This window comes from Pseudomonas sp. KH_046_2 (assembly GCF_057838985.1).
This window is the reverse complement of the sequence record NZ_CM174480.1, coordinates 4345758-4369997: the sequence shown is the minus strand read 5'-3', so window position 1 is coordinate 4369997 and position 24240 is coordinate 4345758. Positions and strand designations below refer to the sequence as shown.

The window sequence follows — 24240 nt, the reverse complement described above, 5'->3', positions numbered from 1 at the left end:
GGCGGCGCCCTTGAGCGCCGCCGTCAATATTTTCTGGAGGGGTTTATGACCGTTTCAACGACCAAGTCCATGCCCAGGATGGGTCGTGGTGCCCGCAAAAGCCTGTCCAAAGATCCGACGCGGCTGGTGAGTTTTGCGCCGATGTTCGAAGGCCTGAGCATGCCGCTGGTGTGCCGTCCGGCCGTGTCCGGCGTTAGCCTGGCGGAATGGGCGACCCAGAATCGCGCGCTGATCGAAAGCAAGCTGCTGGAACACGCGGTGATCCTGTTCCGTGGCTTCCAGGTGGCCGATATCGGCGAGTTCAACCGCTGTGTCGACGGGATTTCCGGCGGCGCCCTGGAGTATCTGTTCCGCGCCTCGCCACGGACCCAGATCAGCGGTCAGTTCAAGATCTACAGCTCCACCGACTACCCGGCGCCGGAGAAAATCTTCCCGCACAACGAACACTCGTATTCGCCGGTGTTCCCGCGTCACCTGTATTTCTACTGCGACACGCCGTCGGCCACCGGCGGCGAAACGCCGTTCGGCGATACCCGCCGGATCCTCGCGCGGATCGAGCCGGCGGTGCGCGAAGAATTTGCCCGCAAACGCATCATGTACGTGCGCAACTACGGCGACGGCATGGGCCTGCCATGGCAGACCGTATTCCAGAGCGAGAATCGCGGCGAAGTCGAGGCCTACTGCGCGAAAATCGGCATCCAGGCCGAATGGAAGCTGGGCAACCGCCTGCGCACCCGGCAGAACGGCCCGGCCATCGTGCGCCATCCACTGACCGGCGAGCGCATCTGGTTCAACCACGGCACCTTCTTCAACGCACTGACCCTGCCGGACAGCATCCGCGACAACCTGCTGCGTGAATTCGGCCCGCAGGACCTGCCGCAAAACACCTTCTTCGGCGACGGCTCGCCAATTCCCGACGATGTGATTCGCCACCTGCAAGGCATCTACCGCGAGGTGATGGTCGAGTTCGCCTGGGAGAAGGGCGACGTGGTGCTGCTCGACAACATCCTCAGCGTGCATGCGCGCAACGAATTCACCGGTTACAGAAAAATCCTCACGGCCATGGCCATCGCGCAGAAAAGCGCCGACCTGGATCAGGAATAAGGACACCCGACATGAACACCACCGCCCTCGAACCTTCGGTAGACGTATTCCAGACTTCGGCCCAGCAGGCCTTTTATTTGCGTGCCCAGGAGCTGGGCGCACGGCCGCTGTTCGCCGCGCTGACGTTGCCGGTCGCCCGGCCAGTGGACGCCCAGGCGTTGCGCAGGGCACTGGAAACCCTCGGTCAGCGCCATGAAATCCTGCGCACGCTGTACCGCCGCCTGCCGGGCATGAAGTGGCCGGTGCAGAGCCTGTGCGATGGGTTGCCGCTCACACTGCTGGGCAACCAGCCTTCGGTGGCCGAGGCCTTGAGCCGCAGCCGTGAAGTCATGGTTGAAGATTCGAATCAGGCGCTGGTGGTGGCGCAGGTTGACGACGGAGCAGGGCAGCCGTTCATCACCCTGCTGGCCCCGGCATGCAGCTTCGACGAGGCATCGCTGCGGGTGCTGGCGAGTGAACTGGGCAGCCTGTTGCGCGGTGAAACCCTGGGCGACGACGAGGACGCGCTGCAATACCTGGACTACAGCGCATGGCAGGAAGAACTGCGCGAAGAAGACATCGGCCACCAGGGCGCCGCGTTCTGGCGCAACCTGCAACAGCAATTCGCCGTGGCCCATCGCTTGCCGTTCGAAAAAGCCGTCGATGTCACGCTGGTTCGTCGTCAGGCAACGTTGGTTGACGCCCCGTGGCGGGCCAGCGTGCAACGGGTCGCTGGCGAAACGGGCGTAGAAGCAGAGCAGTTGGCGCTATTGCTGTGGACCGCTTTCGTTGCGCGCATCGGCCACCAGGAAAAGCTGCTGATGGGCTGGCAGGTGGAGGGTCGCAACGAACAAACCATCGCCACCCTCGGACGCTTCGCCCGGCGTTTGCCGGTGGCTTTCGAGCACCGCAGCCAGCAGACCCTGGCACAAGCGCTGGTGGCGTTTGCCGCCAGCGTCGAACAGTCGCTGTCGTGGCTCGATTGCCTCAATGAATTCGAACTGAGTGCCGAAGGCACCGCGCCGTTGCGTTACGGCTTCGTCTATCAGGCCGCCATTGAACGCGCTATCGAGGTGGACGACGGCAACCCCGAAGTCCTGCGCCTGCGGGTGCTGGGCGATCAGTTGCAGTTGTCTTGTTTAGACGGTGCACTGCCCGAATCGATGCTGGTCGAATGGCTGGAGCAGTTTGTCGAGTTCAGCCACCAATTGCTGGGGGCGCCCGAATTGACCCTGGCTCAGGCTGATCTGCTGAGTGCTGCGCAACGGACTCGCCTGATCGAAGGCTTCAACCCGAACGCCACCGAGCAGGCATTGCCGTGCCGCTTCCTGCAAGAACTGTTCAGCGAACAGGCGCGCCTGCATCCACAACGCATCGCCGTGAGCGTCAACGGTCAGCGTCTGACCTATGCCGAGCTGGATGCGCGCTCCAACCAGGTGGCCTATACCTTGCGCGCCCAAGGGGTGGCGGCGGATGAAATCGTTGCGGTCTACGGCCAGCGCTCCCTGGAAATGGTCATTGCGTTGTTGGGCACGCTCAAGGCCGGCGCTGCGTACTTGCCGCTGGACCCGAACTACCCGATCGAACGTCTGGCGTTCATGCTCGCCGATACCGGCGCGCGTCATGTGCTGGCCTGTCAGGCACTGCCGGATGCATTACGCAGTGAGCGGACAATGTCCCTGAAGCCGGGGGCCGAAGTCTGGTCCGCCGCGCCAACCCGGCCTGAGCCACAGGGCGACAGCGCCAATCTGGCCTACGTCATCTACACCTCCGGTTCCACCGGCAAGCCCAAGGGCGTGATGATCAGCCATGCCAACGCCGTGGCCTCGACCCTGGCGCGCAACGCTTTCTATCGCCAGCCGCTGCGGGCATTCCTGATGCTCTCGTCGTTCTCCTTCGACAGCTCGGTGGCCGGGGTTTTCTGGGCGCTGGGGCAGGGCGCGACCCTGTGCCTGCCGGACGAAGACAGCTACAAGGATCCGGCCCGACTGGCCGAGTTGATCCAGCGCGAAGAGATTTCCCACTACCTGACCTTGCCGTCCTACCACGCACAGATTCTCGAACACCTCGACCACCAGGCGCTGACCTGTGTGATCGTCGCCGGCGAAGCCTGCGGCAACGCACTGGTGCAGCGACATCGCGAGGCATTGCCGGGGGTGGCGCTGGTCAACGAATACGGCCCGACCGAAGGCACGGTGTGGTGTTCGGCCTGGGAGCTGCCGCTCGGTCAAGAGGAAGACAGCGTGCCGATCGGCCAGCCGATTGCCGGTATGCGCATCCACGTGCTCGGCCCGGACCTGCAACCGGTGGCCGTGGGCGTCGAAGGCGAGTTGTATGTCGGCGGTGCCGGCATTGCCCGGGGTTATCTGCAACGGGCCACGCTGACCGCCGAGCGATTTGTCCCCGACCTGTTCGCGAAGGCGGCGGGCCAGCGGCTGTACCGCACCGGCGACCTGGCGCGCTATCGCGCCGATGGCGTGCTGGAGTATCTGGGCCGGGTCGATCACCAGGTGAAAATCCGCGGCTTCCGCATCGAGCTGGGCGAAATCGAGTCGGCCATGCGCAACGCGCCGGGCATCGAAGACGCCACCGTGATTGCCCGGGAAACCCCGACCGGCCTGCAACTGCTGGGCTTCGTGGTGTCCCCGGCCGACACCGCCGACATCCGCCTCAATGAATTGCGCAGCCATCTGGCCGAAGCGCTGCCCGAGCACATGCAACCGGCGCGTTTGCAGGTGCTGGAGCGTTTCCCGCTGATGCCCAACGGCAAACTCAATCGCCAGGCCTTGCTCGATCTCGATGTGCGCCGCAGCGTCTTCGTCGCGCCGCGCAACGACCTGGAAAAAACCCTGGCGGCGATCTGGGCCGAAGCGCTGCACGTCGAACGCGTCGGTGTGCACGACAACTTCTTCGAACTCGGCGGGCACTCGCTGCTGGCCACGCGCATTCGTGCGCGGATCCAGGAAGAACTGAACCTGGCGATCCCGCTCAAGCTGTTTTTCGACGGCGACACCTTGGAACGCCTGGCGACGGAGATCGAGCAGTTCCGTCAGCAAAACGAACACAAAGAAAACGATGTAGACGCCCTCGAAGCGTTGTTCGACGAAGTGGATGAGGAACACGCGCGATGAGTGCTGCACCGGACAGAATGATGACCCTGGCCCAGCGTTTCTGCGGCTTGAGCGCGGACGCCCGGCGTGCGTTGCAACAGAAGATGCACGCCCAGGGGCTGACCCTGGAACTGCTGCCGATCCCGCCACGGGACCGCGCTGTCGACACGCTGCCGGCGTCCTACGCACAGCAGCGCTTGTGGTTCCTCTGGCAGATGCAGCCCCAGGCCACCGCCTACAACCTGACCGGTGCCTTCCGCCTGAGCGGCGAGCTCAACCCTGAGGCGCTGGCGCAGACCCTGAGCGCGCTGGTGCAGCGTCACGAAGTGCTGCGCACCACCTTCGTTTTCGACGATCAGCAAGTGCTGCAAAAGATCCATCCACGGATGGATGCGCCGCTGGTCGAAGTCAGCGCTGGCGATGAGGCCGAACTGCAACGGCAGATCGCCCTGAACGCCGAGCAGCCGTTCGACCTGCAACACGGCCCGTTGATGCGCTGCCGCTTGATCCACCTCGATGCGCAGCAACATGTGCTGGTGCTGACCTTCCACCACATCGTCACCGACGGCGGCTCGCTGTCGATCCTGTTGCAGGAGTTCACCCGGCTCTATGCACAACTCAGTGCCGGGCAGGCCCCGCAGTTGCCGGAGCTGGGCATCCAATACGCCGACTTCGCCCGCTGGCAGCGCCTGTGGCTGGAGGCTGGCGAGGCCGAACGTCAGCTCGATTACTGGCGCGAACAGTTGGGCCGTGAACATCCGCCACTTAACTTGCCGACTGACCGTCGTCGCCCGGCGATCCCGAGTCAGCAGGGGGCCAGTGTCGAGCTGGAAGTTTCTGCCGCATTGACCGCGCAGTTGCGTGAGCTCGCCCGCCGCGAAGGCTGCACCCTGTTCATGCTGCTGATGGCGGCATTGCAGACGTTGTTGCACCGCTACAGCGGCGAACAGGACATCCGCGTCGGCGTGCCGATTGCCAACCGCACCCGCCAGGACGTGGAAAACCTGCTGGGCTTTTTCGTCAACACCCAGGTGCTGCGCAGCCAGCCACGGGCCGACCAGCCGTTTGGGCAATTGCTGGCCGAGATCAAGGCCGCGGCCCTCGGCGCCCAGGCCCATCAGGACCTGCCGTTCGAGCAACTGGTCGATGGCCTGGGCGTGGAACGCAGCCTGAGCCACACGCCGCTGTTCCAGGTGATGTTCAACCACCAGCGCGACAGTGGCGGCGCGCAACGCTGGGACCTGCCGGGGCTGAGGGTCGAACCGCTGATCTGGGACGAAAAGACCACCAAGTTCGACCTGATGCTCGACACCGTCGAAGGCGACGAGGGCATTCACGCGTCGTTCGTCTACGCCACCGAACTGTTCGACGCCTCGACCATCGAGCGTCTCGGCGGGCACTGGCTGAACCTGTTGCAGGCGATTTGCACTGACAGCACGGCCGCCCTGGCGGACCTGTGCATGCTCGACGCCGCCGAGCAGCAGGCCACCTTGCTCGACTGGAATCGCAGTGCGGTGTTGAACGGCGATCAGCCGAACCTGTTGTGCGCCCATCAATTGATCGAAGCCCAGGCCGCCGCGCACCCGCACAGCATTGCCGTGACCTGCGACGGCGTCACCCTCACATACGCCGAACTGAACCGCCGCGCCAACCGCATCGCCCATCGCCTGCGCGAACGCGGCGTCGGCCCGGATGTGTTGGTGGGCATCGCCCTGGAGCGTTCGCTGGAGATGATCGTCAGCCTGCTGGCGATCCTCAAGGCCGGTGGTGCCTACGTGCCGCTGGACCCGGAATACCCGCAGGATCGCCTGGCCTACATGCTCGCTGACAGCGGCACGCGCCTGTTGCTGACCGATTCCGCGCTGTTGCCGCGCCTGCCGTTGAACGAACAGATCGAAGTGATCTGCCTCGATCACGCCAGCGACGGGCTGTCCGAGGTCAGCGCCGACAACCTGCCGAACCTGACCGCGCCAGCGAACCTGGCCTACGTCATCTACACCTCCGGTTCCACCGGCAAACCGAAAGGCACGCTGCTGCCCCACAGCAACCTGACGCGGCTGTTCAGTGCCACCGAACATTGGTTCGGTTTCAATGCGCGGGATGTGTGGAGCCTGTTCCATTCCTATGCCTTCGACTTTTCCGTATGGGAAATCTTTGGCGCGCTGTTCTACGGCGGCAAGCTGGTGGTGGTGCCCCACGCGGTCAGCCGCTCCCCGGAAGACTTCGCCCGCTTGCTTCGTGACGAGCGCGTCACCGTACTCAACCAGACGCCATCGGCCTTTCGCCAGTTGCTGCCGTTCGCCTGCGCCAACGCGCAAAACATGGCCCTGCGCTGCGTGGTGTTCGGCGGCGAGGCGCTGGATGTGGCCAGCCTGCGTCCATGGTACGACGCCTTCGATGACCGGCAGCCGTTGCTGATCAACATGTACGGCATCACCGAAACCACCGTGCACGTGACCTACCGACCGCTGTCCCGCGCCGACCTCGATGGCGCCAACAGCTCGCCGCTGGGGGAGCCAATCGGCGATCTGCGCTGGTACGTGCTCGACCCGCGCCTGAATCCGGTGGCCAAGGGTTGCGTCGGAGAGTTGTACGTCGGCGGTGCCGGCCTTGCTCGCGGCTATCACCAGCGTGCCGACCTGACCGCCACGCGGTTTGTGCCGGACCTGTTCGCCGCCGAGTCGGGCGCGCGCCTGTACCGCACCGGCGATCTGGCGCGGTACTGCGCCGATGGCAGCATCGAGTACGCCGGGCGTATCGACCATCAAGTGAAGATCCGTGGCTTCCGCATCGAGCTGGGGGAAATCCAGGATCGCCTGCAAAGCCATCCGGCCATCGAACAGGCGCTGGTGCTGGCGCCGCAGGTCAATGGCAGCCCACAACTGGTCGCGTGGTTCACCGCGACCGGCGACAACAGCGATTTGCGCCAGTCCCTGCGCGAACATTTGCAGGCCGGTTTGCCGGATTACATGGTCCCGGCACACTTGATCAAACTCGATCAGTGGCCGCTGACCAGCAACGGCAAGCTTGATCGCAACGCGTTACCCAAGCCCGACGCCGCGCTGGCGCAACAGGCTTATACGGCACCGCTGGACGAGATGCAGGGTGCATTGGCGGCGATCTGGCAAGACGTACTCAAGCTCGAACGCGTGGGCATCGACGACAACTTCTTCGAACTGGGCGGCGACTCGATCATCTCGATCCAGGTGGTCAGCCGCGCGCGTCAGGCCGGGATTCGCATCACCCCGCGGGATCTGTTCCAGCACCAGACCGTGCAGAGTCTGGCGAAGGTTGCCGAGCGCAGTGCAGGGCTGGTGATCGATCAGGGACTGGTGCGTGGCGAGGTGCTGCTGACGCCGATCCAGCACTGGTTCTTCGAACAAGACATCGAGCCCCGTCACCACTGGAACCAGTCTCTGTTGCTGGAACTGCGCGAGCCGCTGGACAGTGCCAGCCTGCAACAGGCCTTGGCTGCATTGGTGGAGCATCACGATGCATTGCGCCTGCGTTTGCGCAATGTCGACGGCGTCTGGCAACAGGCCCAGGCCGAGCAGTGGAACAGCGCCGAGGTGCTGTGGCAGCGCCAGGCTGCCGATGCCGCTGAATTGCTGGAACTGTGCAACGCCGCGCAGGCCAGCCTGAATCTGCAGGACGGCCAGCTGTTGCGCGCCTTGCTGGTGGACATGGGCGCGGCGGGCCAGCGCCTGCTGCTGGTGGTGCATCACCTGGCGGTGGACGGCGTGTCCTGGCGATTGCTGCTGGAAGATTTGCAAACGGCCTACCAGCAGGCGCAGCAAGCTCAACCCCTGCGTCTGCCAGCGAAAACCAGCGCCTATCAGGCCTGGGCCGCTCGCCTGCAATCCCATGCGCAAAGTGCTGAATTGGCTAGCCAGGCCGGTTACTGGCAAGACCAGTACCGCGACGTGCAAGTTGAACTGCCCACCGACAACCCCCAAGGCAGCCTGGCCAGCGAGCATGCCGTGAGCGTGGAAACGTTGCTCGACAGCACCTTGACCCGCCAATTGCTGCAAGACGCTCCGGCGGCGTACCGCACCCAGGTCAACGACCTGTTGCTGACGGCGCTGGCGCGGGTGCTGGGCCAATGGACCGGTCAAACTTCGACCCTGGTGAAACTGGAAGGCCACGGCCGTGAAGACCTGTTCGACGACATCGACCTGACCCGCACCCTGGGCTGGTTCACCTCGATTTTCCCGGTGAAACTCACCCCGGCCACTGATCTGGCCGGCAGTATCAAAGCGGTCAAGGAACAGCTGCGCGCCGTGCCCGACAAAGGCATTGGTTTCGGCATCCTGCGCTATCTGGCCGACGCCGGCCTTGAGGATCTGCCGTCGCCGCAGGTCACCTTCAACTACATGGGCCAGTTCGATGCCAGCTTCGACGAGCAGGCGCCATGGCGCCCGGCCCGGGAAAGCGGTGGTGCCGAGCAGGGCGCATCGGCCGAACTGGACCGGGGGCTGAGCATCAACGGTCAGGTGTATGCCGGGCAACTGCGCCTGAGCTGGACCTTCAGCGGCGAAGTGTTCAACCCGCAGACCGTGCAGCGTCTGGCCGATGCCTACGCCCTGGAACTGCAACAGCTGATCGATCATTGCCTCAGCGGTGCCGGCGGCTTGACCCCGAGCGACGTGCCGCTGGTGCATGTCGATCAGGCGCAACTGGATGCCTTGCCGCTGGCGGCCAGCCGGATCGAAGACATCCTGCCGCTGTCGCCGATGCAGCAAGGCATGCTGTTCCACAGCCTGTTCGCCCCGGATGCCGGGGCCTACGTGCCACAGATGCGCGTGGATGTGCAGGGACTCGACGTCGAGGCGTTCCGCGATGCCTGGCAAAAGACGCTGCAGCGCCATGAAGTGCTGCGCGCGGCGTTCTTCATCGAAAGCAACGGCTCGCGGCCGCTGCAAGTGATCCTTGCCGACGCCACGCTGCCATTGACCGTGCTCGACTGGCGCGATCAAACCAAGGTGACCGAAGCGCTGGATCGCCTGGCCGAGGACGACCGTTTGCGCGGCTTCGACCTGACGGCGGCACCCTTGCTGCGCCTGACCCTGGTGCAGACCACCAGCGACACTCATCACCTGATCTTCACCAACCACCACATCCTGCTCGACGGCTGGAGCACTTCGCAGTTGTTCGGCGAAGTGCTGCAGCGGTATTCCGGCGTCATACCCGCGCCGAGTGTTGGCGGTTATCGCGATTACATGACCTGGCTGGGCAGCCGTGATCGCGCCGCGTGCGAAGCGTTCTGGCTGGAGCAATTGCAGTCGTTCGCCGAGCCGACCCGTCTGGCCGGCGCCTTGCCGGGACCGGTTGCCGGGCAGGGCGATGCTCATCGCACCCTGCACCTGAGCCTGGACCGCGCGGCCACCGAGCGTCTGAGTGGCTTTGCCCGTCAGGCCCGCGTCACGCCCAACACCCTGCTGCAAGCGGCGTGGCTGTTGCTGTTGCAGCGCTACACCGGGCAGCAGACCGTGGCGTTCGGCGCCACCGTGTCGGGGCGTCCGAGCGAGTTGCAGGGGATCGAGCAGCAGATCGGTCTGTTCATCAACACCTTGCCGGTGATCGCCACGCCGCACCCCGAACGCACGGTCAGCCAATGGATCGATGAAGTCCAGGCGCTCAACCTCAGGTTGCGCGAAGTCGAATACACGCCGCTGGCGGACGTACAGCGCTGGGCTGGTCACTCTGGAGAAGCGCTGTTCGACACGCTGCTGGTGTTCGAAAACTATCCGGTGGCGCAAGCGCTGGAGGAGGGTAACGCCAGCGCGTTGAAGTTTTCCGGCATCAGCAACTACGACCAGACCAGCTTCCCCCTGGCCATCGCCGCTGAACTGGGTGAATGCCTGGACCTGCGTTTCAACTACGACACGGCACTGTTCAGCGCCGAAGCCATCGAAGGCTTGAGCGCACGTCTGCTGGCGTTGCTCGATGCCATGGTCCGTGCGCCGCAGCAGCCATTGGGGCGCTTGAGCCTGCTCGATGCGGCACAAACCGCGCAGCAAGTCGAAGGCTTCAACCGCACCGTGCAGACCTGGCCGGACGTGCGCCCGGTCTACCAGTGCTTCGAAACCCAGGCGCTGCAAACCCCGGAGGCCCCGGCCCTGGTGTTTGCCGGCCAGACCCTCAGCTATCACGAACTCAACCAACAGGCCAACCGGCTGGCGCACTACCTGCGCAGCCAGGGCGTCGGCGCCGAAGTGCTGGTTGGCATTGCCGCCGAGCGTTCGCTGGAATTGGTGATCGGCCTGCTGGCGATCATGAAGGCCGGTGGCGCCTACGTGCCACTGGACCCGGACTACCCGCGCGAACGCCTGGAACACATGTTCGACGACAGCGGCGTGCACCTGCTGCTGACCCAGCGGCATTTGCTGCAGCAGTTGCCGATTCCGGCCGCCACCACCGCGATCTGCCTGGACGACATGGCATTGTTGCTCGAAGGCCTGAGCGAAGAAAACCTGCCCTGCGTGGTCGAACTGCAATCGCTGGCCTACATGATCTACACCTCCGGTTCCACGGGCAAACCCAAGGGCGCGGCCAATCGTCACGATGCCTTGTACAACCGCCTGGCGTGGATGCAGGGCGCGTATCCGCTGGACGGGCGCGACACCGTGTTGCAGAAAACCCCGTTCAGTTTCGACGTGTCGGTCTGGGAGTTCTTCTGGCCGCTGATGGTCGGCGCACGCCTGGCCGTGGCCGAACCGGGCGCCCATCGCGATCCGGCGCAACTGGTCAGCCTGATCGAGCAGTACCAGGTCAGCACCCTGCATTTCGTACCGTCGATGTTGCAGGCGTTTGTCCAGGGCGAAGGCTTCGAGCGTTGCGCCAGCCTGCGGCAGATCCTGTGCAGCGGCGAAGCCCTGTCGGCGGACTTGCAGCACAGCCTGTTCCGCGTGCTGCCCAACGTCGGCCTGTACAACCTCTACGGCCCGACCGAAGCGGCCATCGACGTGACCCACTGGACCTGTGTCGACGACGGCGGCTTCAGCGTGCCGATCGGTTATCCGATCGCCAACCTGGTGACCTACATCCTCGACGACAGCCTGCAACCGCAGGTGCAGGGTTGCGTGGGTGAGCTGTACCTGGGCGGCATCGGCCTGGCCCGTGGTTATCACAACCGTGCGGACCTGACCGCCGAACGCTTTGTCGCCAGCCCGTTCGGTGAGCAGGGCGAGCGCCTGTACCGCACCGGCGACCTGGCGCGTTATCGCGAGGACGGCGTGATCGAATACGTCGGGCGCATCGACCATCAAGTGAAGATCCGTGGCTTGCGCATCGAGCTGGGGGAAATCGAGGCCTGCCTGCTGGAGCATCCACAGGTGCGCGAAGCGGTGGTGATTGCCCTCGACGTTGGCAAGTCCAAACAACTGGTGGCTTACGTCGTAAGCGATGCCGCTGTCGATCCACTCAAGCAACACCTGCGCAACGCGCTGCCCGAGCACATGCAGCCAAGCCACGTGCTGCTGCTCGATCAGTTGCCGGTGACGCCCAACGGCAAGCTCGACCGCCGCGCATTGCCGCAGCCGGACCAGCAAGTGCGCGAATACGTCGCGCCGCGCAATGCTGTGGAAGCGACGCTGCAAGCAGTGTGGCAAGCATTGTTCGACGTGCCGCAGGTGGGCGTTTTCGACAACTTCTTCGAACTGGGCGGCGACTCCATCGTCTCGATCCAGGCCGTCAGCCGCGCACGCAAGGCCGGGTTGAGCATTTCCCCCAAGGACGTGTTCAGCCATCCGACCATCGCCGAACTGGCGACGGTCGCTCAACCGCTCACGGCGGATCAATCCGTACCGACTGTGGTTGCATCGGCCGCGAGCATCGAACTGAGTGACTCGCAGTATCAGGCGCTGGAACTGACAGCGGACGAAGTCGAGGATGTTTATCCGCTGTCACCGATGCAGCAGGGCATGCTGTTCCACTCGGTGCAGGACGGCGACTCGGGGCTGTACGTCAACCAGATCGAAGTGGGCGTGCGCGGTGTTGACGGTGCGCGTTTCCGCGAAGCCTGGGCGGATGCTGCCCAACGTCACGGGATTCTGCGCACCGCATTCCTCTGGGAAGGCGACAAGGAACCGCTGCAAGTGGTGCTGCGTGACGCGCCGTCATTGCTCACCGAACTGGACTGGCGCGGGATGGATGATCAGCCTGAGCGCGTGCGCCAATTGGCTTTCGAAGAACGTGAGCGTGGCTTCTCGCTGAACCGCGCACCCTTGTTGCGCCTGTTGCTGATACGTCTGGAGGACGACCGCTATCGCCTGATCTGGACCTACCACCACATTCTCATGGACGGCTGGAGCGTGTCGCGCCTGATCGGTGAAGTGCTGCGCCATTACAGCGGTGAGGAGCACGAACCGGTGGCGGCCTATCGCGACTACATCGACTTGCTCGGCCAGCAAGTCGCCGAGGCCAGCGAGGCCTTCTGGAAAGGCAAACTCAGTAATCTCGAAGGCGCCACCCACCTGGCCCGCGCACTGCCGGTCAAAGCGCCGCAAGCGGGTTACCACGCGATCTACACGCACCTGAGTGCCGGGCAGACCGCGGGTTTGCAGGCCTTTGCCCAGCAACAGCAAGTGACCCTCAACACCCTGGTGCAAGCCGCGTGGCTGCTGCTGTTGCAGCGCTACACCGGCCAGCGCACGGTGACCTTCGGCGCCACCGTGTCCGGGCGCCCGGAAACCCTCAACGGCTCGGAGAACATGCTCGGGCTGTTCATCAACACCTTGCCGGTGGTCAGCAGCGTGCCGACCGAGACCAGCGTCGGCGACTGGCTGCGCGAACTCCAGGCCTATAACCTCGACATCCGCGACTTCCAGCAAACCCCGCTCAGCGATATCCAGCGCTGGGCCGGGCAGGGCGGGCAGTCGTTGTTCGACAGCATCATCGTCTTCGAAAACCAGCCGGTGGACCGCACCCTGCGCGAGTGGAACGGCGACTCCCTGCGTTTCGAGGACGTTTCCGATTTCGGCCTGACCAGCTTCGCCATGGACCTGATGGTCAGCCTCGACGAAGGGCTGCGCATCGAGTACATGCACCAGCGCGATCAGTTCGATCTGGCCACCGTCGAAGTCCTGCGCAGTCACATGGAAAGCCTGATGCAGCGCCTGTGCGACGCCGCCGGGTGCGCCGTCGGTGAGCTGGGCCTGCTGACCCTGGACGAAGGCCGGGCGCTGGACGGCGAGCTGCCGGTGGTGGCCGAGGGGGACGAGACGCCGGTGCACGAACTGATCCGTCGACGTGCGCGACTGCAATCGGATCACACGGCGCTGGTGCTCAGTTATGCCGACCGTGACGCCGAGCACTTGAGCTACGCCGAACTGGATCGTCGCTCCGATGCCCTGGCGGTGCATCTGCTGGAACAAGGCGTGCAGGCCGAAGACGTGATCGGCGTGTTCATGGAGCGCTCGCTGGAGCTGGTGGTGTCGCTGCTGGCGGTGATGAAGTGCGGCGCCGCCTACGTGCCGCTGGACCCGCAATATCCGCAGGAACGCCTGCGCTACATGATGGCCGACAGCGACATGCGACTGCTGCTGACCCAGGAGCGGCTGCGCGATAGCGCGCAACTCAATCCGGGCACGGCGATGGTCGCGGTGGATCGCTTGAACCTTGATGTCGATGTGACGCTGCCATCGTATTCCGTGCACGCCGAGCAACTGGCCTACCTGATCTACACCTCGGGCTCCACCGGCAAGCCGAAAAGCGTCGCCGTGGCCCACGGGCCGCTGAGCATGCACGTGCAAGCCATCGCCGAGCTGTACGAGATGGACCCGGGCAACCGCGAACTGCATTTCATGTCATTCGCCTTCGACGGCGCCCATGAACGTTGGATCACCGCGCTGATCAGCGGCTCGACCCTGGTGATCCGCGACAACACCTTGTGGACCGCCGAACAGACCCTGGCGGTGCTGCACCGCCAGTGCATCAGCGTCGCCTGCTTCCCGCCGGCGTACCTGCTGCAACTGGCCGAGCATGCCGAATTGCAGGGTGGCGATCCGCCGCCGGTGCGCATCTATTGCTTCGGTGGCGATGCGGTGCCGGACGCTACGTTCGAACGGGTCAAGCACACACTCAGGCCGCAATTCCTGGTCAACGGCTACGGCCCGACGGAAACCGTGGTCACGCCGCTGCTGTGGAAAATCGCCGCCGACGGCCACTGCCAGGCGATGTATGCGCCCATTGGCCAACGGGTCGGCGCCCGCAGCCTGCACGTGCTGGACATGGACCTCAACCCGCTGCCGGTGGGCATGGTCGGCGAGTTGTACATCGGCGGACGGGGTGTCGCGCGCGGCTACCATCGCCATCCGTGGCAGAGCGCCGAGCGCTTCGTCGCCGACCCGTTCAGCAGCGAGGGCGGGCGCCTGTACCGCACCGGCGACCTGGTGCGCCGTCGCGAGGATGGCGTGTTCGATTACGTCGGGCGCATCGATCATCAGGTCAAGGTGCGCGGCTTCCGCATCGAACTGGGCGAAATCGAAGCCCGCTTGCGCGAACAGGCCGGGGTCAACGATGCGCTGGTGGTGGTGCGTGACAACGGCCAGGGGCCGCAACTGGTGGGCTACGTGGTGGCGGCGCAAGACGATGGCCTCGGTCCGCGTTGCCAGGCGGCATTGCGCGAGAGTCTGCCCGACTACATGGTGCCGACGCAGGTCGTGGTGCTGCCGCGCTTCCCGCTGACCCCCAACGGCAAGCTCGACCGCAAGGCCTTGCCGGATCCGGCCTTCAGCGGTCGCGACTACGTGGCGCCGCGCACGCCGCTGGAATGGGCGCTGGCGGACATCTGGCAACAGGTGCTGGGCATCGAAAAGGTCGGCATCACCGACAACTTCTTCGAGTTGGGCGGCGATTCGCTGCGCACCCTCAAGGTGATCTCGAAAGTCCGTGCCCTGAATGAGCCTGGCTTCCAGCTCAAGCTGCGGGACATGATGGCCAAGCCGACGATTGCCGGGTTGTCCGGTGTCGATGAACAGCCAGTACGGCAGAGTCCACAACCGCTGTTGCTGCTCAACCAGGTGGTAGGCGATCAGCCGCCGCTGTTCTGCCTGCACGCCGGTTTCGGCACGGTGTTCGACTACGAACCACTGGCCCGGCGCCTGGAGGGCGAGCGCACGGTGTACGGCGTGCAATGCCGGATGCTGCTCGACCGGCAGTGGCACGACACCTCGCTGTCGCAGATGGCCGCCGACTACGTCGAGGCGATCCGCGCGCGGCAACCCCAGGGGCCGTACCACGTGCTGGGCTGGTCGCTGGGCGGGGCGTTGGCGTTGATGGTGAGTGACCTGTTCGAACAGCAGGGCCAGCGTGTGGCATTCGTCGGTCTGGTGGACAGCTTTGTGCCGACCCAGGCCAATGCCGTCGCCAGCCCGGATGAGTGGCGTGTGGATCTGGCAGAGTTCCTTGGTGCGACCTTGGGCATGGATGGCGAGGTGATTGCCCGGGCGTTGAGTACCGAGTCGGCAGGGGACCACGACGCCGTAGCGCGGATCATTCGCCTGGTGATCGGCAGCGAAAGCGATCAGGCCAGCGGTTACGCATTGCTCGGTGCCGACGAACTGGCCCAGACGTTCATGGTCAGCACGCGGTTGAAGGCACTGTCGCGGCAGATCGAAACCCTGCCGATGACTCAGGCCGAACTGCATTGCTGGTGGGCCGATGGCAACCCGACGGCCGAACGCGCGACCCTGGAGCGTCAGCAACCACGGCTGCGCAAGGTGCAAAGGGTAACGGCCGGCCACTTCGATATCCTGCAGCAGGATGAGTGCCTGGACGCCGTGGTGGCGGCGCTGGGCCGGGAGGTGGTGCCAGAGATCTAAGCCGATAATTTGTGGCGAGGCGGCTTCCCTGTGGCGAGGGGGCTTGCCCCCGTTCGGCTGCGAAGCAGTCGTAAACCCGAACAATGCGGTATGCCTGAATAACCGCAGTGGCTGGTTTTGGGGCCGTTTCGCAGCCCAACGGGGGCAAGCCCCCTCGCCACAGGTAAGTGGTCCTGGCCACAGATTTTCATTCGCTTCAGAAGTTCTTGAGCTCGCCCTAATGAACGGCCCTCACGGTTCGTTTATTGGGCGAGCTTTTTATTTTTGGAGACCACCGCCCATGGCACTGCACCCGGACATCGAAGGATTTCTAGAGCTGGCCGAGTTCGGCCGCCTCAGCGGCAAAAGCCAACCCATGCATGAGCTGAGCCCCGGAGAAGCGCGGCAGCAGTTCGAACAGACTTCGCAATTGCTCGATGCAGCTCCGACGGGCGCGTTGACAGTGACGGCGGTGAGCATTGCGGCGCGAGACGGGCATTTGCTCAACGCGCGGCTGTACGCCAAACCGCAACCAGGCAGCGAGCCGCGCCCGGTGTTGTTGTACTTTCATGGCGGCGGCTATGTGGTGGGCAGCCTCGATTCCCACGACACCCTGTGCCGGCGTCTGGCGCTGGTGGGGGAGTTTGCCGTGTTGTCGGCGGACTATCGCCTGGCGCCGGAACACCGTTTTCCCACCGCTTACAATGATGCCGAAGACATCACACGTTGGCTGGCCATCACCGGAGCCAAGACGTTGGGTCTGGACGCCAGGCGCATTGCGCTGGCGGGGGACAGCGTCGGCGGCAGCCTGGTGGCATCGCTGTGCATCGCCATTGCCCAGGACCCATTGGGCTGGCCGCTGGTGCCGCGCCTGCAAGTGTTGCTGTACCCGGTGATCGACGCGGTAAAAAAGCGTCCGTCTCTTGCGCGATTCGCCGAGGGCTATCTGCTGGAAGCCACCACGCTGGAGTGGTTCTACCAGCAATACCAACGCAGTGAAGCGGATCGTGCCGATTGGCGTTTTTCGCCGCTGTACGCCGAGTGCGTGCAACGGCTGACGCCGACGGTGCTGTGGCTGGCCGAGTACGACCCGTTGCTCGATGAAGGCCTGGCCTGGGCCGAGAAACTGCGCGCGGCGGGGCAACCCCTGGTGCTGGAGGTGAAGGCCGGCATGACCCACGACTTTGCGCGCATGGGCGAAATGGTCCAGGAAGTGCCGGGGATGCTGGTGCAACTGGCGGGGCAGATTGGCGAAAGCCTGGCCTGACGCACAGCGTAGTGATTAGCGATGCCGTCCCCCTGTAGGAGTGAGCCTGCTCGCGATAGCGGCAGCACATTCAACATTGATGTGTCTGACACACCGCCATCGCGAGCAGGCTCGCTCCTACAGTTTGTTTTGCGCTGACTCAGATAACTAAGGCGGATCAAGCCGATCCAGCGCCCGATTCACCGCCAGTTCCCCAAGCATGATCACCTGCGCAATCCCCAACAGCGCATTGCGACTCGTCCCCTGCAGATGATCCACCAGATCGTTGGCCATGACATTGGCCGACGCCAGCGATTCGCAGGCGTGCACCAGCAGGGTTTCGGTACTGAGTTCGGGGTTGACGATGAACATGGTGCTGGGTGCGCGCGGGGTGGCCATGATGTTGGCGCCCGGGTTGAGGTAGTGATTGAGCGCGCGTTCGGTGGCTTCGTGGAATTGTTTGGAGTTGGGACTTTCGTACGGGGAAGCCGGGTCGGATTCCGGCGGATTTGGAGTAACTTTGAACATAGGTGGATTTCCTAATGGGGGCCACAACCACTTCGCTACTAAACGAAAGGGTGGCGGCTGTGCGCAAGTTAGTAGACCGGAGAACCCACCAAATCCGGCGCGTCCGAGGACGCCATGCGCACAGCCACCATTGAGTGCAGGCGAGCCTGACTAAATGAAGCTTGTGCAACCGAGAGTGGGGAGTGCGGGCTACTAAACCCGATCACTGACAATCAGTGACCCGAACCAAGTTACCGACCACCCCCAAGGCGCACAAGCCGGCGGATTCTGGCGTACCTGTAGGCAACGACGCAAGGCGTTGTGGCTTTCACAAAGTAACCTGTAGGCCGCTTAAACGGGCGCTATCGAGTGGTTTTTAACCTGCTGTCATGCCTTGTCAAAGAGCGTTGAATTCCTCGGAGTCGGCAGGAAGAGTCCTACGAAAATTTGCGGTTGGCCCTCGGAAGTACAGCCCTTACGATCTGACGCGACGCAATGCTCGGCTAACCCAATGACATTCATCATTGCCAATGACGACAGCGGCCCTGGAGGCCATTATGAGCGCCGAACCTTCCCCCATCGTTTCAGGGCTTGAGACCGAAGAGCAGGCCGCCAGCCATGACCGTTGGTTCCGCGCCAAGGTGCAAGCTTCGATAGACGACCCGCGCCCGAATGTCCCACATGATCGGATGATGGAAGATATTCGAGCCCTCATCGAGTCAAAGCGCAATGTCAATGGACGAATTGGTGATATGTAAAATCTCTGGGCTCGCACCGCAAATCCGCGAGCTGGAAGCGCAGGCCGTTGCAGAAGGCTTCAGGTTCCTCACCCGGTTGATTGCGGAATGGGAAAGCGGCGCCAATCGATTCGATCAGCAGGGTGAGTGCCTTTTGGGGGTGTTTCGCAACGGGCGGCTGATAGCCGTTGGAGGTCTTTCATCCGATCCATTTTCCGAATCGAGCGTAGGGAGATTACGGCGGGTGTACGTCGCACGTGCATCAAGGGGCCAGAACGTGGGTAAAGCGCTGGTGCAGCAGCTTCTGGATTTGGCGTCTGAGCATTTTCGCAGTGTGCGACTGTCCACGGACACCCCCGAGGGCGCTGCCTTTTACCTTCATTGCGGGTTCCGACCGATACACGATGAACATGCGACGCATATGAAGTCATTGGAGAGGGGCATATAGCCAATGCGAAATCACTGATGAATTGCCTTGCCAGAGGAAAAAGTACAGCGAAATACGAAAAACTGCCCGGTAATTGGCCGTATCAAGTCCAACGGCGTTCTGAAAAAAACCAAGGACGATTCAATGATGGATCTCAAGAAAAGCCTCATCAGTTGCCTGATATTCCCAATCGCCCCGGTGGCAGTCATTTATCTGACCTTCGCCCTGTGCAGGGACATCTGGACAGAAAGCTTCTACACACCCGGCGAGGACGGCGGAGAAGTCGAGCCCATGCTGGCTAATGCCAGTCAGTTAAGCTGACTGGCATTTTTATTTTTGATCGGATACTTCGGTGATTTCAGCCGAATCGCCCGAGGATAAACGCGCTCCTCACGTCGATGCGGCAGCACGTAGTGCGGCGCTGAAGCATGAAGCTCGGCCAAATACTTGGGGATGTTCCCGGAACGGTCGGCCGAGACGCTGTTGATAAACCCGAGAATCGCCCAGGTACACGCGGTAAAGCTCATTTCGCACGGGTAAATGCCAGGACAGTGGCGACTCATTTCCACCATCTGATAGCGCAACAAGTTGTAGCCCAACAACACGCCCCACAACTCTTGCTCGATCATCTCGGGTGTCTTGCTGCGCAGCGTATAACTGCTGTTGAGCAGCGTCTGCTTCATTTCCCGAAAGCCTAATTCGATTTCCCAGCGCTGGCTGTACAGATCAACGATCTCGTCGGAAGGAAAACGCAGCGGGTCAGCCATTGAGGTCAGAATCTGACACACCTTGCCCTTCACGGTTTTGCTCAGCAGTCGCGCGGTCAGCCGCTCCGGCAACCCAGGCCATTGCTTGCGGGCCTGCGGCGAAGTGCTCAGCGAAACAATCGCATCCTGGCGCCCCAAACGCTGGATCACCTCGTACTGCGAGCCTTTTTTCAGCGGCATCAGCCAGTGGCGTTCGACGCCTGCCTGCTGCCACTGATGCAGTAAACCTAACGAGTAAAAACCACGATCAAACAGCGTCAGCGAGTGATCGGGGGTGGTTTCGATCAGTTGCTCGGCCAGTTTCATTTCGTTGCTGCGGTAGCCGTCAAACGCACTTCCAATCAGCAAATGGCTGGTCAACTCCATTTGGCAGACCATGCGCACCTGAGGAAAACCGGTGTCGCCGTGCTGGTTGCTGGCGGAGTCATAGCGCGCCCGATTTTCCGGCGTGTCGGGCGTGCGCCAGACAACGCCATCGACGCCCAACAAACGCAGACCGGCCCAAGTCGGATGATTGGCCGCCTCATGCCAACTTTTCTGGGTCAAATCGAAGACTTGTCGTACAGCTTCGCTGCCCAATCTCTGACGGGCCTGGACTACGGCGCTGGGGGCCACCAACGGGCGCTGGCCCGGCAACATGATGTTCATGCGACTGACCACATCCCAGGCCGACATGCGCCGGAAGAACGCCATGGAGATCACGCACCAGAGCATCATTTCCAGCGGCAAACGACGCTTGCGCAGCGTCGCCACACCGGCTTGTTCAAGCGCCTGTTCGACCAAAGAAGGATCGAGCAAGGCATCCAATCCCTCGATGGCGTTGGGGGTAGAGGCGATGTTGTGGGTCAGTTCCAGTGCCCGAGCGAGACGCATAAAAAAATCCGATGCCAGTACAGGCATCGGATTTTGATTTCTTGCGGCCAAAGGTCAAGCGAGAAGGCTTAACTGATCGGCATTAGCCCATGCTGGCTCTCTTTATCATTCCACTGCTGCTGGTCATTGCCGCATTTTTGCTTGCGGGGCTGACAGCGTTGACTCGATGGGGAACGCGGCGCTTTGAACCCGGTGCCTGGTGGCGATGGCTGATGGCGATTCCACGCATCGCCCTTGCAGCCGTCGCATTGTTTCTGTTTCTGCTTTCAAGCGGTTTTCTGATGGGAGACGTGCTCGGTCCACTCAGGCATTGGCCGGTGGCATGCGCATGGGCAGCCTGCGCAGCCACCGTGAGCGCATTCCTGGTTCAGCAATTTTCACGCCTGAAGGAATAGTCCTCAAGCCACGGACAGGGGGCTGCCGAGCTATCTTCCGCATCCCGTATCGGCTATGTAATATCGACATCGACCCGATGCTGCCCGCCGCTCGCTCCCGCCGGGAAAGGTGAAAGCGTCCCTTCTTGTACGAATCCTGTCGCCTCACTTGACGGTCGAGGTTTGGCAATGCGGGCGACCCGGTCCGCTTTGAACCACGATTTTCCACCCGTATTAAGGAGGAACACGGCATGACCACGCAGAACACTTCACTTCAAGACATCGCCGCGCCAGAAGGTGTTTGTTATGGCTGCGGCAGCCAGAATCCGCACGGGCTGCACATCAAGAGCTTCTGGCACGAAGACGGGGTGCATGTCATGGCGCAGCATTTGCCGGATGACAAGTACTGCGGCTGGCCGGGTCTGGTTTACGGCGGTTTGATCGCGATGCTGGTCGATTGCCACTCCAACTGGGCGGCGATGGCTTATCACTACCGGGCAGAACAGCGCGAGGTCGGCAGCCTGCCTCACGTTACATGCGTCACCGGAAACCTGGGCATCAAGTACATCAAGCCCACCCCGATGGGTGTCCCCCTGACACTGCGTGCAAGAGTCGAGGGCGAGGTCGGGCGCAAAAGCCGGGTCATTTGCGAGGTCTTCGCCGGGGATGTCCTGACTGCTGTCGGGGACTCCACTTTTGTCCGTGTCGATACCGGGCAACTCAGAGCCGACGCACACGGCCGTAAGGTCGAATCCTGAACCCGGAGCAATAAACGCACATCACCTTTGCGGTTCGTCAGCGAATCAGCACCGGGCCGCAAGCGGCCCGGTGGGGTGTGGCTGTTGACGCTGCCGGCAATCAGTACTGCGCGCGCAGGCTCAGGGTCAGGGTGCGCGGGTCGCCGTAGAAGTTGGTGCCCCAGGAGGCATCGACGCGGTCGTAGTACTTGCGGTCGAACAGGTTGTTGGCGGTCAGTGTCGACGACAGGTGTTCGTTGAACTTGTAGCCGACCTGCGCCGAGGTAACGGCATAACCGCCTTGCTGGAACTTCACGTCACGCTGGTAGTAGGTGTCGCTGACTACACGCACGCCACCGCCGACGCTGAAGTCCTTGAGCGCACCGTCGGTGAACTCGTACTTGGTCCACAGGTTGAAGTTGTGCTTGGGCGTGATGGTGCTGAAGGTCTTGCCTTTGTTGGCCTGATCGCCGTCCAGGAACTTGGTGGAGGTGTAGGCGTAACCGGTAACGATGCTCCAGTTGTCGGTCAGGTTGCCGCTCAACTCGGTTTCCCAACCCTGGCTGCGGGCCTTACCTTCGGTCATGTAGGCACCGGAGGTGTTGTCGTATTCGGCGCGGTTTTCATCGTAGATGCGAAAGGCGGCGATGCTGGCGTTCAGGCGACCGTCGTAGAACTCGCGCTTGAGGCCGATCTCGTACTGCTTGCCTTCGCGCGGGCCGACCGGCTCGCCGTCCGTGCCGATTTCGCTCTGCGGCTTGAACACGCCGGTGTAGCTGAAGTAGGTCGACAGTTCAGGGGTGATCTTGCCGATGATGGCGCCGTACGGCACGACCTTGCGGTTGATGCTGGTGTGGGCTTCGCCGAAGTTGTTGAAGAAGGCGTTGGCGTTCTTCGCATCGCTTTCGTACCAGGTGACGCGGCTGCCGCCGATGACATCGAGCCAGTCGGTGACGTTGAACTTGGCGCGGGTGTAGACGCCGTACTGATCGGATTTGGACCAGTTGCCGTTGACGTGCGCATAGTCGTTGCGGGGAATGTCGATGCTGCCCGGATCGAACACGTTGATCGGGAAGTACTCGCCGCCGCCGTAGGTGAAGTCCTTGTCCAGGTGCTGGTACTCGGCGCCCACGGTGAACTCGTGCCGACGATCGGCGAATTCGAACGGCGTGGTGACGAAGCTGTCGACGCCGATGGTCTTGATGTGGGTGTAGTAGTCGTAGGCCACGGCCCAGCTGTCACCGGTGGCCGGGTCGACCGCACCGTCGGCCCAGGTGAAGTTGCGCTCCGGGGTTTCGGCGTCGCGGTAGGTCAGGGTGGTCTTGAACTGACCGCCGTTGTCCAGTTCATGGTCGAGTTCGGCGAAGGACTCCCAGACTTTTTCGTTGAGGGTGTTCCACTTGGCATCGACGAAGGTCGAGCGCGGTACGTCGAGCAATGAGCCGTCGGCGTAGGCCGGCAAGCCGAAGGCCGGGGTGGAGTTGTTCTTCTGGTAAGCGCCACCGACCGACAGGGTGGTGGCCGGGTTGAGGTCGAATTCCAGGCGACCGTAGACCATCGGGCGTTCGTTCTGCGCGTAGTCGACGAAAGACTGGTTGTTCTCGTAGGCGGTGATGAAACGACCGCGCACGGTGCCCTGTTCGTTCAACGGGCCGGTGACGTCCACCGAAGAACGGTAGCGATCGTAGGAGCCTGCGGCCAGTTCGCCACCGAGGGCGAATTTGCTCAGGGCGCGCTTGCGCACCACGTTGATCGTACCGCCGGGTTCGCCCGCGCCCTGGTACAGGCCCGACGGGCCGCGCAGCACTTCGATGCGATCGTACATCGCCAGGTCGAAGCTGGTGGCCATGTCGCCCTGGCCGGTGGGCTGCGAGACGCCGTCGACCTGCACCTGGTCGACGAGGAAGCCACGCATGTAGACGTCGTTGAGGCTGGAGCCGGAGTTGTAGGTCTTGATGGTCACGCCGGTGACCTGACGCATGGCGTCCTGCAGGCTGTTCAGGTTCTGGTCGTCCATGCGCTGGCGCGTGACGACGGACACCGACTGCGGGATGTCCTTGAGCTTGATGTTGCCTTTGCCGATGGTCACTTCGTCGCTGGTGTAGGAGTGCGAACCTTCGGTGGTCGGCCCCAGCGCCACGCCGGTGATAGACGTCGCCCCCAGTTGCAGTGCACTGGAGTCAGCGGCCGATGGCACCAGCGACACGGTGTTGCCATTCAACTGAAAATTGATGCCGCTCCCCAGCAGCAAGGTTTTCAGTGCCTGTTCCGGTTCCATGTTGCCGGACACCGCCGTGGACTTGATGCCGTTGACCATGTCCTGGCTGTAGAGAATCTGCAGGTTGGTCTGCTGGCCCAGTTGGCGCAATGCGCTGGCCAGCGATTGGGCCGGTACATTGACGTTCACCGGGGCTGCCTCGACCTGGGACGTACCCAGCAGCAACAGGGTCAGCAGCGCGCCCGGCACGACCGTTCGGAATTTCTTTTGCCGTTCGATGGCTAACGCCAAGGGTGCGCGGGACAGAGTAAGGCTTTGCATTGCTCGAATCGCTCCAGAATGGTGTGTGCAGTTTTTTAG

12 protein-coding genes are annotated in these 24240 nt (G+C 62.9%); 9 read left to right on the top strand and 3 right to left on the bottom strand.

Annotation, left to right across the window (positions count from 1 at the left end):
- Positions 1-45 precede the first annotated feature (45 nt).
- The 4 genes from AC3IX1_RS19780 (at position 46) to AC3IX1_RS19765 (ending at position 17261) form a co-directional block, all read left to right on the top strand.
- Positions 46-1104 (top strand): TauD/TfdA family dioxygenase, encoded by a 1059-nt coding sequence (locus tag AC3IX1_RS19780; protein ID WP_489385485.1) that lies wholly within the window; start codon positions 46-48, stop codon positions 1102-1104.
- 11 nt (positions 1105-1115) lie between these two features.
- Entirely contained in the window at positions 1116-4214 is a 3099-nt protein-coding gene (locus AC3IX1_RS19775; protein ID WP_489385484.1) for a non-ribosomal peptide synthetase, read from the top strand.
- Positions 4211-16015 (top strand): amino acid adenylation domain-containing protein, encoded by an 11805-nt coding sequence (locus AC3IX1_RS19770; RefSeq protein WP_489385483.1) that lies wholly within the window; start codon positions 4211-4213, stop codon positions 16013-16015. Before AC3IX1_RS19775 ends, AC3IX1_RS19770 begins: the two co-directional genes overlap by 4 nt.
- Positions 16016-16295: 280 nt before the next feature.
- Positions 16296-17261: an alpha/beta hydrolase gene (locus AC3IX1_RS19765; RefSeq protein ID WP_489385482.1), complete on the top strand. Its 966-nt coding sequence runs from the start codon at positions 16296-16298 to the stop codon at positions 17259-17261.
- Between the two features lie 147 nt (positions 17262-17408).
- Here the strand turns inward: AC3IX1_RS19765 and AC3IX1_RS19760 are convergent, their stop codons facing one another.
- A complete protein-coding gene (locus tag AC3IX1_RS19760) occupies positions 17409-17768 on the bottom strand; it encodes a DUF6124 family protein (protein ID WP_489385481.1) in 360 nt (119 codons plus the stop codon).
- 536 nt (positions 17769-18304) lie between these two features.
- On the opposite strand from AC3IX1_RS19760, the gene relB reads away from it, so the two are divergent.
- Genes relB through AC3IX1_RS19745 form a run of 3 tightly spaced genes read left to right on the top strand, consistent with a single transcriptional unit; the run spans position 18305 to position 19232 of the window.
- Positions 18305-18505: a type II toxin-antitoxin system RelB family antitoxin gene (gene relB, locus AC3IX1_RS19755; RefSeq protein WP_489385480.1), complete on the top strand. Its 201-nt coding sequence runs from the start codon at positions 18305-18307 to the stop codon at positions 18503-18505.
- Complete coding sequence (locus AC3IX1_RS19750; RefSeq protein WP_489385479.1) at positions 18477-18932, top strand: GNAT family N-acetyltransferase; 456 nt, start codon at positions 18477-18479, stop codon at positions 18930-18932. Before relB ends, AC3IX1_RS19750 begins: the two co-directional genes overlap by 29 nt.
- Before the next feature lie 27 nt (positions 18933-18959).
- The gene (locus tag AC3IX1_RS19745) at positions 18960-19232 is read left to right on the top strand and encodes a hypothetical protein (protein ID WP_489385478.1); all 273 of its coding nucleotides are present in this window, start codon (positions 18960-18962) and stop codon (positions 19230-19232) included.
- Here AC3IX1_RS19745 and AC3IX1_RS19740 read toward each other — a convergent pair.
- On the bottom strand, positions 19220-20551 hold the full coding sequence (locus AC3IX1_RS19740; protein WP_489385477.1) for an IS4 family transposase: 1332 nt from the start codon (positions 20549-20551) through the stop codon (positions 19220-19222). The genes AC3IX1_RS19745 and AC3IX1_RS19740 overlap by 13 nt on opposite strands.
- Before the next feature lie 89 nt (positions 20552-20640).
- On the opposite strand from AC3IX1_RS19740, the gene AC3IX1_RS19735 reads away from it, so the two are divergent.
- The gene (locus AC3IX1_RS19735) at positions 20641-20946 is read left to right on the top strand and encodes a hypothetical protein (RefSeq protein ID WP_489385476.1); all 306 of its coding nucleotides are present in this window, start codon (positions 20641-20643) and stop codon (positions 20944-20946) included.
- 230 nt (positions 20947-21176) lie between these two features.
- On the top strand, positions 21177-21683 hold the full coding sequence (locus tag AC3IX1_RS19730; protein WP_489385475.1) for a PaaI family thioesterase: 507 nt from the start codon (positions 21177-21179) through the stop codon (positions 21681-21683).
- Between the two features lie 100 nt (positions 21684-21783).
- Here AC3IX1_RS19730 and AC3IX1_RS19725 read toward each other — a convergent pair whose 3' ends face one another.
- A complete protein-coding gene (locus AC3IX1_RS19725) occupies positions 21784-24201 on the bottom strand; it encodes a TonB-dependent siderophore receptor (protein ID WP_489385474.1) in 2418 nt (805 codons plus the stop codon).
- Positions 24202-24240: the final 39 nt, after the last annotated feature.

Coding starts and splice junctions, on each gene's coding strand:
- AC3IX1_RS19730 (WP_489385475.1), top strand. CDS start 21,177: ATGACCACGCAGAACACTTCACTTCAAGACATCGCCGCGCCAGAAGGT.
- AC3IX1_RS19765 (WP_489385482.1), top strand. CDS start 16,296: ATGGCACTGCACCCGGACATCGAAGGATTTCTAGAGCTGGCCGAGTTC.
- AC3IX1_RS19775 (WP_489385484.1), top strand. CDS start 1,116: ATGAACACCACCGCCCTCGAACCTTCGGTAGACGTATTCCAGACTTCG.
- AC3IX1_RS19735 (WP_489385476.1), top strand. CDS start 20,641: ATGCTGGCTCTCTTTATCATTCCACTGCTGCTGGTCATTGCCGCATTT.
- AC3IX1_RS19750 (WP_489385479.1), top strand. CDS start 18,477: ATGTCAATGGACGAATTGGTGATATGTAAAATCTCTGGGCTCGCACCG.
- AC3IX1_RS19760 (WP_489385481.1), bottom strand. CDS start 17,768: ATGTTCAAAGTTACTCCAAATCCGCCGGAATCCGACCCGGCTTCCCCG.
- AC3IX1_RS19725 (WP_489385474.1), bottom strand. CDS start 24,201: ATGCAAAGCCTTACTCTGTCCCGCGCACCCTTGGCGTTAGCCATCGAA.
- AC3IX1_RS19740 (WP_489385477.1), bottom strand. CDS start 20,551: ATGCGTCTCGCTCGGGCACTGGAACTGACCCACAACATCGCCTCTACC.
- AC3IX1_RS19780 (WP_489385485.1), top strand. CDS start 46: ATGACCGTTTCAACGACCAAGTCCATGCCCAGGATGGGTCGTGGTGCC.
- AC3IX1_RS19770 (WP_489385483.1), top strand. CDS start 4,211: ATGAGTGCTGCACCGGACAGAATGATGACCCTGGCCCAGCGTTTCTGC.
- relB (WP_489385480.1), top strand. CDS start 18,305: ATGAGCGCCGAACCTTCCCCCATCGTTTCAGGGCTTGAGACCGAAGAG.